The organism is Pelagicoccus mobilis (assembly GCF_016595505.1).
Classification (GTDB): Bacteria; Verrucomicrobiota; Verrucomicrobiia; order Opitutales; family Opitutaceae; genus Pelagicoccus; species Pelagicoccus mobilis.
In genome coordinates this window covers 100385-112895 of record NZ_JAENIL010000012.1, presented here as the reverse complement: position 1 = coordinate 112895, position 12511 = coordinate 100385, and the positions used below count along the sequence as shown (strand labels likewise).

General features: G+C 55.3%; 13 protein-coding genes. 11 read left to right on the top strand and 2 right to left on the bottom strand.

What is annotated here, in order from left to right; genetic code table 11:
• Positions 1–113: 113 nt before the first annotated feature.
• From JIN87_RS08240 to JIN87_RS08230, 3 genes are all read left to right on the top strand, one after another.
• The gene (locus tag JIN87_RS08240) at positions 114–2078 is read left to right on the top strand and encodes a TonB-dependent receptor plug domain-containing protein (RefSeq protein ID WP_200355066.1); all 1965 of its coding nucleotides are present in this window, start codon (positions 114–116) and stop codon (positions 2076–2078) included.
• A gap of 103 nt (positions 2079–2181) precedes the next feature.
• Positions 2182–4155, top strand: a complete 1974-nt coding sequence (locus JIN87_RS08235) for a TonB-dependent receptor plug domain-containing protein (RefSeq protein ID WP_200355065.1) — start codon at positions 2182–2184, stop codon at positions 4153–4155.
• A gap of 323 nt (positions 4156–4478) precedes the next feature.
• Complete coding sequence (locus JIN87_RS08230) at positions 4479–5243, top strand: hypothetical protein (protein ID WP_200355064.1); 765 nt, start codon at positions 4479–4481, stop codon at positions 5241–5243.
• Here JIN87_RS08230 and pspF read toward each other — a convergent pair.
• Positions 5240–6253 (bottom strand): phage shock protein operon transcriptional activator, encoded by a 1014-nt coding sequence (gene pspF, locus JIN87_RS08225; RefSeq protein ID WP_200355063.1) that lies wholly within the window; start codon positions 6251–6253, stop codon positions 5240–5242. The two genes, JIN87_RS08230 and pspF, sit on opposite strands and share 4 nt — an antisense overlap.
• Before the next feature lie 184 nt (positions 6254–6437).
• Here pspF and pspA point away from each other — a divergent pair, with 184 nt between their 5' ends.
• The 7 genes from pspA to JIN87_RS08190 all read left to right on the top strand — a co-directional run bounded on the left by pspA (position 6438) and on the right by JIN87_RS08190 (position 11033).
• Complete coding sequence (pspA, locus tag JIN87_RS08220; RefSeq protein ID WP_200355062.1) at positions 6438–7112, top strand: phage shock protein PspA; 675 nt, start codon at positions 6438–6440, stop codon at positions 7110–7112.
• Between the two features lie 43 nt (positions 7113–7155).
• A complete protein-coding gene (locus JIN87_RS08215) occupies positions 7156–7392 on the top strand; it encodes a hypothetical protein (protein ID WP_200355061.1) in 237 nt (78 codons plus the stop codon).
• A gap of 29 nt (positions 7393–7421) precedes the next feature.
• A complete protein-coding gene (gene pspC / locus JIN87_RS08210) occupies positions 7422–7802 on the top strand; it encodes an envelope stress response membrane protein PspC (protein ID WP_200355060.1) in 381 nt (126 codons plus the stop codon).
• A gap of 121 nt (positions 7803–7923) precedes the next feature.
• Entirely contained in the window at positions 7924–8385 is a 462-nt protein-coding gene (locus JIN87_RS08205; protein WP_200355059.1) for an alpha/beta fold hydrolase, read from the top strand.
• Positions 8382–8612 (top strand): hypothetical protein, encoded by a 231-nt coding sequence (locus JIN87_RS08200; protein ID WP_200355058.1) that lies wholly within the window; start codon positions 8382–8384, stop codon positions 8610–8612. The genes JIN87_RS08205 and JIN87_RS08200 overlap by 4 nt, the downstream gene beginning before the upstream one ends.
• Positions 8613–9195: 583 nt before the next feature.
• Positions 9196–9906 carry a DUF3313 family protein gene (locus JIN87_RS08195; protein ID WP_200355057.1) on the top strand — a complete coding sequence of 237 codons (711 nt, stop codon included), beginning with the start codon at positions 9196–9198 and terminating at the stop codon, positions 9904–9906.
• An 8-nt stretch (positions 9907–9914) separates the two neighbouring features.
• Complete coding sequence (locus JIN87_RS08190) at positions 9915–11033, top strand: DUF481 domain-containing protein (RefSeq protein ID WP_200355056.1); 1119 nt, start codon at positions 9915–9917, stop codon at positions 11031–11033.
• Positions 11034–11065: 32 nt separating this feature from the next.
• Here the strand turns inward: JIN87_RS08190 and JIN87_RS08185 are convergent, their stop codons facing one another.
• Positions 11066–11215 carry a hypothetical protein gene (locus tag JIN87_RS08185; RefSeq protein WP_200355089.1) on the bottom strand — a complete coding sequence of 50 codons (150 nt, stop codon included), beginning with the start codon at positions 11213–11215 and terminating at the stop codon, positions 11066–11068.
• Between JIN87_RS08185 and JIN87_RS08180 the strand changes: the two genes are divergently transcribed.
• Positions 11205–12500: a serine hydrolase domain-containing protein gene (locus JIN87_RS08180; protein WP_234033296.1), complete on the top strand. Its 1296-nt coding sequence runs from the start codon at positions 11205–11207 to the stop codon at positions 12498–12500. The two genes, JIN87_RS08185 and JIN87_RS08180, sit on opposite strands and share 11 nt — an antisense overlap.
• Positions 12501–12511: the final 11 nt, after the last annotated feature.

Below are 12511 nucleotides of genomic sequence, written 5' to 3'. Positions count from 1 at the left end.
AGATGCTGAACGTTAAACCTCGCGACCCTTGGCTCAACGCACAAAGCCACTTGCGCCTCAGCCGCGCAAAGCTATCGTTTCCACACTTAACTGACTCCAACAAACTCCCCAGAGTGCCCAAAAACCAACTCAATCCTGCAAATAGACGTGGAAACGCTACGTCATGGAAATGCTCATACCTAGCGATTCTGGGCCTGTACGCATCTAGTCTTTCTGGAAACGATCTCTTCGATCTCAGCCTCGAGGAACTGCTGGACGTGAAAGTTATCGTCGCCAACGATCGAGTGGAAAGTGAACGCTACGTCTTTGGCTCCGTCGATCGAATCGGCGAGTCCGAATGGCAACGCTTCGGAGCGCGGCTGGCCTTCGACGCCCTCGAGAACATCAGCGGCATCGACACCCACCTCTCCGTCGGCGGAACCACCACGCTATCCATCCGAGGCTACGCCGACGCCACCGGATCCGCTCGCGGCAAAGCCTTGCTCTACGACGGCATCCCGCTCAATGGCTTCGCCTTCGCCACCGACCTCTACGGCAAGAGCTTTCTCTCCTCCCAGATGCTCGAAAGCATCGAAATCGTAAAAGGCCCCATCTCCAGCTTCTACGGGCCGGACGCCTTTCACGGAGCGATCTTGCTCCGCCCCTGGACCAGCGAATACGAAACCCGCCAGACCTACCTCTCCATCGGCACCCAAGACGACTACGAGGCAGGTTTTAGAGCCCACTACGACCTCGGCAACGGCATCGCCAGCACCACCAGCCTCGACTACTACCACCAAGGAGAAGCCGGCCCCTTTGCCCCCACTGCCGAACGCGAGTACGACTTTGAAATCGAATCGAAGTCCCTCAGCCAAACCTTCCAATACGGCGAACACCGCCTAGGCATCCTGCTCAACGAGTCTTCGACAGAAGACTTCTACGACGTCTTTCAAGCCGACGGTTACTCGCAAACCGATCCCGCCAAAGCCATCCTCGTCTACTACCGCTCCACCCTGGAGCTAGAAAACGGTTTCACCCTGAAACCGAGCCTCTGGAGCAACGAATCCAGCTTCGAGCTCGACTTCTTCGCCGATGCCCAGACCCAGATCTGGAAGGACCGGTCACGCGGTCTCAAGCTCCACCTCGAGCACGAGCAAGACCGCCGCCTCGTCAAAGTCGGCCTCGAATACGTCGACATGTGGATCACCGACTCGAAAAGCCTCATCGGCGACGACTACAGCTTCGCCCCCTACGACGGCTTCTCCCGCAAAATAAGCACCCTCTTCGCCAACTACACCAACTCCTTCCTCGACGAGCAGCTCGATATCGATCTCGGCCTCCGCTACGACCACTTCTCCAACACCAGCGCCAACGAGCTCTCCCCAAAGCTCGGATTCATCTACCACTTCGACGAGCAAAACGTGATCAAGCTCATCGCCGCCTCTGGCTACCGAGCTCCCGCCGCCGGTGAAATCGCCGGCACCAACGCCTTCATCGGCGGCAGCTCGCTCGACGGCGAACGCCTCAACAGCTACGAGCTCATCCACATCTTCTCCAACGACAAGCTCACCCTCAACAACACCGTCTTCACTAGCGACTGGAAGGACGCCATCGTCATCCAAGAAACCCCAGCCAGCCAAGCAGCCGGCCTCGAGGGAGAATTCGTCAACGCCGGCCGCCACGAGTCCTACGGCTACGAGCTCGAAGCCACCTACTTGGAAGACAGCATCAACACCCTCGTCTTCCTAAACGCCAGCATCGTCCGGTCCAAAGACTCGGAAACCGGAGCCCGCTACGAACTCTTCCCCGAAACCAAGTTCGCCCTCGGCCTCCGCTACGAGGGAGAATTCTGGGACCTCTCGCTCACAAACCTCCACAAGCTCGACCGAAAAAGCAGCCCGCTCGCAGAAGCCCGCCAACTCCCAGACTACCATTCCCTAAACCTAGGCATTCGCTACAAAGCGGACCAATACAGCATCGATCTCAACATCGACAACCTCCTCGACCGCACCAACATCGAGCCCAGCATCTGGAGCATCCCCGGAGGCGTCTACCAGACCGGAGCGGAAGCGAGACTCAGCCTGAGAGCCGAGTTTTAGGACCTTCCAACCAAGAAAGGACACTCCGCGGATACGCTCCCGGTCACTTGCGCACGGCGAGGAAATCGCTAGCTTCTCACGTTACCACTTGATCGTACGAAGAGTGCCTTCCCCCTTAGCCAACTCCCCTCTGCCCCCGAGCAGATCCCGCCGAGCAGTCTACCAAGCCTGCGCCAGTCTCGCAGCAGCACTCCTTCACTCCTCGCTGCAAGCCGAAGAAGACCTGTTCGACCTGACACTTGAAGAACTCCTAAACGTCCAGGTGATCGTCGCCAGCGATCGCCTCGAAGACGAGCGATCGGTATTTGGATCCGTGGACCGGATTCAGGAGCCAGAATGGCAACGCTTCGGAGCAACGCTCGCCTTCGACGCCTTGAACTACGTCAGCGGAGTCGACACCCACCTCTCGATCGGCGGCTCAACCACCCTCTCGATCCGCGGCTACTCAGACAGCACCGGCTCGGCCCGCGGCAAGGCCCTCCTCTTCGACGGCATTCCACTAAACGGCTTCACCTTCGCCACCGACCTCTACGGCAAAAGCCTGCTCTCCTCCCAGATGCTCGAGAGCATCGAGATCGTCAAAGGCCCCATCTCCAGCTTCTACGGTCCCGGCGCCTTCCACGGCGCCATCCTCCTACGCCCCTGGAAAAGCGAATCAGACACCCGGCAATTTCACGCCAGCATCGGCACCCGCGAAGACTACGAAGCCACCTTTAGGGCAAGCTACGACCTAGGAGGCGGCATCCGCAGCACAACCAACCTAAACTACTTCAGCCAAAGCGCGGCAGGCCCCTACGCTCCCACCGCCGGACGCGCCTACGACTACGAGCTCGAATCAAAATCACTCAACCAAACCTTCCAGTACGAAAACCACCGCATCGGCATCCTGCTAAACAAATCCACCACCGACGACTTCTACGATCTCTTCGATGCCGACGGCTATTCGCGCGCCAATCCCGCATCCGCGCGACTCTTCTACTACCGCTCTGACCTGGACCTCGGAAACGACCTCACCCTCAAGCCGAGCGTCTGGCACAACGACTCGCGATTCGACCTGGAATCCCGGAACGGACAAGTTTTCCTCGAATGGGAAGACAAGGCCACCGGAGGTAAACTACATCTTGAACACGAGCAAGATCAACGCCTCCTCAAAGCCGGCATAGAGTTCATCCACATGTCGATCCCCCACTCTCAACTACAATCCGCAGGATCCCCCGCCACCTCTCCCTACGACGGCTTCTCCCGAGATATCAGCACCCTCTTCGCAAGCTACACGGACAGCTTTCTGGACGAGCGACTCGCCCTAGACCTTGGCCTTCGCTACGATCACTTCTCCAATACCGACGCCAACGAGCTGTCTCCAAAATTTGGAGTCATCTACCACCTGGACCAACAAAACTCACTCAAACTAATCGCCGCCTCCGGGTACCGAGCCCCTGCCGCAGGAGAAATTGCCGGTGGAAACGCCTTCCTCGGAGGCACCGCTCTCGAAGGCGAGAGACTAAATAGCTACGAGCTCATACACATCTTCACCAACGAGAACTTCACCCTCAACAACACCTTCTTCACCAACAAGTGGAAGGACGCCATCATCACCCAGGAAACCGACGCCTCTCGCAACGCAGGGCTCGCCGCCCAATTCGTAAACGCAGGACGAAACGAATCCTACGGCTACGAGCTCGAGGCCACCTACCTCCAAGACAACCTCAACACACTCGTCTTCCTCAACGCCAGCCACGTACGTTCCCGCAATTCCGACTCCGACGCCCTCTACGAGCTCTTCCCCGAAACGAAACTCGCACTCGGCCTGCGCTACGAAGGCGACACCTGGGACGCCTCCCTCACCACCCTCCACAAATTCGATCGTAAGAGCAGCCCTCTCCCCGAAGCCCGCGATCTCCCCGACTACCACAGCATAAACCTTGGCATCCGCTACAAGGCCGACGCGTTTAGCATCGACCTCAACATCGACAACCTCTTCGACCGCACCAACATCGAACCCAGTATCTGGAGCATCCCCGGAGGCATCTACCAAACCGGCACCGAAGCCCGCCTCAGCTTCCGCTCCCAGTATTGACTACTTCAATACGGTTTTCAGCCAAGAAACCGCCCAACAATTGCGGGAGCGTGCTCGTCACGCGATTGCTGGCTATCTTCCCCTTTCCAATCGCGTGACACGCGCACTCCCGCCCCTCCGCACGAGGAATTGCTCAAAACACCCGCTTGACCCACACCGCAACATCCTCCAACCTTCTCTCCATACCCACCCCAAATGTTAAAGGCCCGGACCTGTCACCCCCTGACAGACCGGGCCTTTTAACGTATTAGATTCTCTACACAACGAGTCCCAAGACTTCATTTGGCTAGCCTTCGCAGCCTCCATCCCCTACCTGACAAGCAATGAAGTCCCTCCTCGTCATCGCCTCCCTGCTCCTCCCCTTCTCAGCGTTCTGCCAAGAGGACTCGGAAAAAAGACTGATCATCTGGCCGCGCTACGACTGGACGGATACAGAATTCGAAAACCTAGCCAAATCTCGGCTCCACAACGGCGACGGTCTCATCATGTCCTACTTCGCCGGGATGAAAGACGGATTCCGTTCCAACAGGTACGCCATCGAAAAACGGAAAGTCCTGCTCCAGTTTCCAGGCCTCCCCGAAGCCAGCCAGATGGAAGATTTCCTACTAAAAAAACAAAACGGAATCGGTGGACACTTCTTCGAGATATCGAACCCCAGCCTAAACATCGACCTGAACCAGACCTCCCTCGAAGAAGTCATCGCAAAAGGGGAACGCCTTCGAGCCTATCAAATTTTCGCCATCGACTACCCGACCGCCCGCAAGACCGCCAATCTCAAACTCCTCGCCTCCAAGGTCAACGCGATCGCCCTGTATCCAGAACGCACCCTCACCGCGAAACGCAAAACCGTCGTTTCCTTCATCGAGAAAACCGCCAGCAAACTCCACGAGCTCAACTCCGAACTCGAGATTTGGCTAGCCTTCAACATGCGCGCCGAGAACAACGACCTCGAAGAGATCACCAGTTTACTTGATAACACCCCAGCCAGCATCTCGGGCTACATCATCACCTTCCGCCACTCCCCAGAAAACGTACGCTCGGCAAGCGAACTCCTCAAACGCCTCCGCCCAAGCAACGACGACTCCTAAAACTCGTCTTTATACTTTCGATACATTGACCGAAACTGATTATAGGTTAGGCCCAACTTATTCGCCGCCGCTTGCTGCTTGAAGCCCGTATCCATCAAAGCCTTCTTCAACAAGCGAATCTCAAGTTCCTTCACCTGAGTCGTCAGAGGCTTCTCCAAAGAAACCGTCCCCTCCACCAACTTGTCAGATTTTTCCGATACATCGGAATCCGCATAAGGATTCACAAAAGGATCGAACTCGATTTTCTGGATTTTGCCGCCACCGCTTCGATACACGCTTCGCTCCACCACATTCTTAAGTTCGCGGATGTTACCCGGCCAATCATGGGCATCCAGGCTCCCCAAAGCCCCTTCGCTAAACTCCGGCACCTCCTCCATCCCTAGCTCGCGCGACATCCCCGCCGCGAAATGCATCGCCAAATAAACGATATCCTCCCGGCGAGCTCTCAACGGAGGCAGATACAAGACGTCAAACGAAAGGCGATCCAGCAAGTCGCTCTTGAACTTCCCATCCCGCGACATCTCCGACAAATCCGCATTGGTCGCTCCCACGATCCGAGCGTTCACCTTCACCGAGCTCGACCCGCCCACGCGCTGGAAAACGCCATACTCCACCGCACGTAAAATCTTCTCCTGCACCGTCATCGAAACCAGCCCGATCTCGTCCAAGAAGAGCGTCCCCCCGTCCGCCGCCTCGAAACGCCCCAGCCGACGCTTCACCGCCCCCGTAAACGCTCCGACCTCATGACCGAAGAGCTCCGACTCCAAAACCGACTCCGACAATGCCGCGCAATTCAAAGCCACCAAAGGCCCTTGCCACCTTTGAGAAAGATAGTGCAGGCGAGCCGCCGCCAGCTCCTTACCCGTCCCCCGCTCCCCTATAATCAGAACCGGGCGATCGATTTTCGCCACCGCGGAAAGACGTTGCTGAAAATCCAAAAACGCCTCCGAGACCCCCAAGGCCTCGGGCAAAGCCCCCATCTCAAAATCCTCAGAATCTCCCTGGCTCATTTATTTGGTTTTTTTCTCCAAATATTGGTCCATAATCAAACCTTTTTGTTTTCACCTTGGAACGAATATCGGATTCTAAATTTTTATTTCACTGCTGTTCAATCACTTAAGATTTTTTCAGTAACGATTGGCACAGCTCATGTTAATACAGGGGCAACACTTCAATTTTAACCGAAAAACAAAAATGGGAATATTCACACGCTTCAAAGACATCGTCTCCTCCAACATCAACGCCATGCTCGACAAGGCCGAAGACCCGGAGAAGCTGATCAAACTCATGATCCAGGAAATGGAAGACACCCTGGTCGAAATCAAAGCATCCTGCGCCCAAGCCATGGCCGCCAAGTCCAAGGTCACCCGCGCTCTCGACGACGTGCAGTTCCGCGTTGACGACTGGGAAAACAAGGCTCGCCTCGCCGTCACCAAAGGCCGCGAAGACCTCGCTCGCGAAGCTCTCGCTGAAAAGCGCATCTTCGCCGACGAAGTAGACCGCCTCACCAAGGAGATCGCCCAACTCGAAGGCATCGTGTCCAACTACCAGAAGGACATTGCCCAACTCGAAGAAAAGCTCACCAACGCACGCAAGAAGCACCAAGTGCTCGTACAACGCCACAACCAGGCCCAAAAGAGCTACAAGACCCAGAGCGTGCTCCGCAAAAACGAAAGCGTAGACGCCATGGCCCGCTTCGACGCCTTCGAAAACCGCATCGAGCGCATGGAAGCCGACGCCGAGCTCGTCAACGCCAAGTCGCGCCCCTCCCTCGAAGACGAGTTCGCGAAACTCGAAGGTGACGAAAGCCTCGAAAACGAACTTGCCGCTCTCAAGGCAGAGATCGAGAATAAGACCACCGATAAGTAATCAACTCCCCCACACCAACTCACAGCCAAAACGCACCTAAGCAATGAACCCCTTTCACTTCCTCGTCGAAATCATGCCCTACGTCATCCCCATCGCGATCGTAGGCATCATCTTCGGCTCTATCACCACCATCGCTAAAACGAAGGCAGAGGCGAAAGCAAAGGGAGGAGCTGGGCTCAGCGAAGAAGATGCCCGCATCATGCAGGAACTACATCAGTCTCTGCAGAAAATGGAAAAACGGGTAGAGGCACTGGAAACCATCATTATCAACAAGAAGTAGCGCTCTCAGCCTGCTCTATTTCAAACGCCATGAGAAAAACACTTTATCGGTCAAACAATCGCGTCATCTTCGGCATTTGCCAAGGACTCGCCGACCACTTCGACATATCCGTAGTATGGATACGCCTCGGATTGGTAGGAATCTCGCTTCTCACCGGATTTTTCCCATTCCCAGTCTTCTACGTGATCGCGGCCCTCATCATCAAGCCCGAGCCAGAAAACCTTCGCCAAGAAGAGCCAAGCCCCTTCTACGAAGAGGATTACTACGAGACAGACGTCTCCCCTCGCACCCTCAGCCTGCGCCGACTCAAGAATCGCTTCGACGCAATCGAGTCACGCATCCGTCGTATGGAAAATTACGTGACAAACAAGTCCTACGACTGGGAACGCCGATTTAATTCAGGCGAATAACCCCGGCGACGGCGTTACAAAGTAAAACGCCGTCCCCACACAACCAACTCCACTCACCAAGCTCCCAACCGAGCTTCATCGGACAACTGTACCTACACACAAGCCCTCACCTGCTCTCGCTATGAAACCATCAGTCGTCAAAATCCTCTGCCTGATCGCCGCCCTCGGCACCTACGCTTTCGCAATCACACGCTCACACGCCAATCCGGAGCAAGAAGAACAGTCACTTCAGTATTCAAAGTTCGGACACGGACCAAGCATCCTGCTACTGCACAGTTCCTCGACCTCCGAGCTCGACTGGGCAGAGGCCGCCAGCGAACTCGCCAACCGTTTCGAAGTCACACTCGTCGACATCAGCGAATACCTGAACGACAGCAAAGGCGTGCAACGACTTCGCAGCGCCCTCCGAGCCTTGGATATCGATGACCGCCGCATCGCCGGTTCCGCACAAGCCGAACAGCTAGCACTCCGCTACGCCCTCTCCTACCCAAGCCAAAGCGATAGCTTCACTTTACCACACAACAGCGAAGACCTTCAAATCCTCGCCGATATCTTTAACTCAACTCAATGCACAAACTCATGAACGGACAAGGAACCGCCGGAAACGTAATCGCCGCCCTCTGTAGCTTTTTTATCCCAGGCCTCGGCCAGCTTCTCCAAGGAAGACTCTTCGCAGCCCTTTGCCACTTCGTACTTGCCTGGGTTCTCTGGTTCGTACTTCTCGGCTGGGTCGTCCATCTCTGGTCGATCATCAGCGCCGCCACCTACGAATCACCCGCTCGCCATCGATATCGCTATTGCCGGTATTAGCTTCAAAGGCCAATGGCCTGACCATCGCTTTACGCAGCCTAATTCAGTTCAGATTACAACAGGGGTGTTGGCCAAGGCCGACACCCTTTAATCGTGTAGACAAAGAGCAATGCTCCCCTCGCGTTAAACGAGAGCTCTTCGTGCCCAGAGAGAGAACCATAGTATTCTCTTTTTTAATACACCTAACACCCTATCGTCTTCACCCCTAAAGACTGATTCCTCGTGCACTTAGGCACCCTCCCGACGGCATGGCACGGCTATCGAAAGCAGTGACCAACCCCCCTCTACCGACTCGCCTTTCCCATGAGGCGTGATGAACAAGTTTTGACAAGGATAGGCGCATCTTTCTCGAACGTCTATTCCGATACCCCGAATTCCTTTCGCCCGATCACTCGTTCCAACCAGAGAAAGACACGCTCCTCGCAGACCCAAATTCAGGACACAGGAAAGCCCCACTAGTGACCTGCGAGTTTCAGACGACTGACCACCATCACAACGTGCCCTAGCCCTGCAGGGGCAATGCAATCGTAACCATTCCCGATGCGAAAGCAGACGGAAAACACAGAAAACCAGCTTAAGAAAAATGAAACCAACCAGCGCCTTTCCAAAACTCCTCATCATCCTCCTCGCCGCTTCCTTCAACACAAGCTCTACCGACGCCGGAAGCAGAATGCCCGACGTCACGACCGAAGGGCTAGTAAAGGTCAAGGGCGACGGGAAGATGGACTACGTTTACGTGCGGCAAGGCTCTGACTTCAGTCCCTACACCAAAGTCATCATCGACACACCCGATATCGCATTCCGATCCTCTTGGCAGCAAACCATGAACTCGCAACGCGGCATCGATCGAATAAGCGAAAGCGATATGCAGAAGATGATCAAAACGGGCAAGAAGCTGCTGCTCGAAGAGTTCAACAAAGAGGTAGAGAAGGTCGGCATCGAGATCGTCGAGAACGCCTCGGCAAACGCCTTGCTAGTCAGGGCTAAAATAACTGATCTCAACATAAATGCACCTGATCCAAACCAGACCGCCGGTACTTGGACGAAAGTCTACGCCGAGTCCGCAGGTGACGCGACCCTTACGATCGAGCTCTACGATTCCGTCACCATGCAACTGCTGGCCAGAGCGATAGACCGAAAGATAGACATCGGCGAAACCTTCGGCTGGCAACGAAAACGAGATCACTACTCCAACATTCAGGATGCCCGCGAAGCGCTAAACGATTGGGCCCGCTCCCTCGCCTTCGGGTTGAACCGAACCATCAGCTCCAATCTACAAAGCTCCACAAAATAGCAGAGGCAATGCAGACGCGACTAAGTCGGATTATCGCTTCCCTGATCGTATCCACCCTTTCTTTACAGGTCGCAAAAACCGAAGAGCTCCCGTCATTCGTCCAGAAGGATAGCGAATGGGACTGGCTAGAGCTCGACACCGGCGAATGGCTCAAAGGACGGGTAAAGACGATGTACGACGGAGACCTGGAATTCGACAGTGACCACTTCGGCGTGATCACCATAAGCTGGGACGACGTCAAACGGCTAAAATCTAGCGGAACCCAAACCGTCAGGATGCGACAGTCCGCTACACAAAAGTTCACTACCGAACAAAATCCGAAGCGTCCCGATCTACTCAGCGGGCAAACTCAGCTTAACACTGATACACTAATCGTGAAAGACGGGCCGACCTCCGCCTCACTCAGTCGCGAAGACGTCCTCGGCCTCGTATCCAATGACAAAAGCGACCAGTGGAGCTTTAAGCTATCTCTAGGAGGTAACTTCCGCAGCGGAAATACCGACGTCAACGAGTACAACATAAGGGCAGAGGTAGATCGACGCACCGTTTCGACACGCCTAAATCTTGCGTACCTAGGCAACTTTGCAGACTCAGACTCTATCGAGACCGCCAACAACCACAGACTGTGGGGGTACTATGACTACTTTTTCACCTCTCGAATCTTTGTTCGTCCGATCGGCTTCGAGTACTTCAAAGATCCCTTCCAAAACCTCGACTCGCGCATCACCGCCGGAGGTTCGTTCGGCTACAAGCTCGTAGACGGGTCCGATCTCAGCATGGACTTGTCCGCAGGGCCCGCAATCCAATGGGTTCGGTTTGACACGGTAGCTCCAGACTCCGACGACAGCACAGATAACGTAGCCGCCGTTAGCCAGCTCGACCTCGATTGGGAGATTAGCAAAAACCTCGATTTCATCGGAACCTATTCCCTGCAATACGCCCCGGACGAAGCCGGCGGACTAAGCCTCTTCACCCAAAACACATTTCAGTACGAGCTGTCCGGAAACGTGGACCTTGAAACCTCGTTCATATGGGACCGAACCCAGAGCCCCGTCCCCGATGCGTCCGGGCAAACACCAGACAAGGACGACTTCCGCGTGATCCTTGGCATCGGAATTGAACTGTAAGACGAGCGCTCTTCATCGAACGCAACCATATCCTAAATCCGCATACACAGATCACCAACAGCTCCATCATTTCCTTCACCGGAGAAGGCATCGATGGAGCAGCGAGCAGAAACGCCCCAAACAGGACCGGAGGGTTCATCAATGTCGTCATCAACTACCAGAAACCTAAAAATGACCAGCATCGCCATCGCAACCTGCTACCTGGCAACGCTATGCTCGGCAGAGAAGCCTCTAGCTCCCAATGCCGAACAGTCAGATCCCGCCACCCTAGGCTGGATGCAAGGCTTTCCACCCCCAGCCGACAAGATCATCGGCCAACCAGATTCCAACTACTTCAGCTTTCCTAAACTGCGTTGGACAGTCTGCCACCTCCGCGAACTGCTTCCCACAAAACAGGTAAGCCGAGGACTATCCGCCCCCTCGGTGCTGGAATACAATCTAGACCCTTATATCGACTCCGTATCCTTCTACCCCCTACACAGCGACCAAGAGATAACTTGGCAAGAGTCCCTCGGCCTCAACTACACTGATGGCATGCTCGTTCTCCACAAAGGGAAAGTTGTCTACGAACGCTATTTCGGAGCCTTGAGCGAAGATGGAAAGCACGCCGCGATGTCCATGACCAAGTCTATGACCGGACTTCTCGCCGAGATCCTCGTAGCCGAAGGCGTCCTCGACGATCAAGCCAAGGTTGAGACTATCGTTCCCGAACTCGCCCAAAGCGCCTTTGGCGACGCTACCGTTCGCCAAGTGATGGACATGACCACCGGCCTCAAGTACAGCGAAGACTACTCCGATCCCAACGCCGACATCTGGGTGTACAACGCCGCAGCAAACCCGCTCCCCAAACCCGCTGACTACGTCGGCCCTCGCAGCTACTACGAGTTCTTGCAGACCGTAAAAAAGGAAGGCGACCATGGAGAAGCTTTTGGATACAAGACAATTAACACCGACGTCCTCGCTTGGATTATGGCTAAAACGACCGGCAAAGACCTTACCTCCCTCCTTTCCGAGCGCATCTGGCGCAAGATAGGTGCGGAACAAGACGCTTACACAACCGTCGATTCCATCGGAACCCCCTTCGCAGGCGGAGGGCTAAGCGCCGGACTACGCGACTTGGGTCGTATTGGCCAACTCATGCTCAATGAGGGCAAGCTAAACGGAGAACGCATAATCCCCCGGAAGGCTATCCGCAGCATAAGCAAAGGAGGCAGCAAGGAAGCGTTTGCAAAAGCTGGATACAAGGACCTTGCTGGCGGCAGTTACCGAGGCATGTGGTGGGTTTTCCACAACGACCACAAAGCCTACGCAGCAAGAGGCGTCCACGGCCAAACGATCTACATCGATCCCACCGCCGAAATGGTCATCGTCCGCTTCGCCTCCCACCCGCATGCGAAGAACGCCTACATCGACCCCACCTCGCTTCCAGCCTACCAAGCAGTAGCAGAATACCTCCTCAGCAAATAGGAGAACTCCAC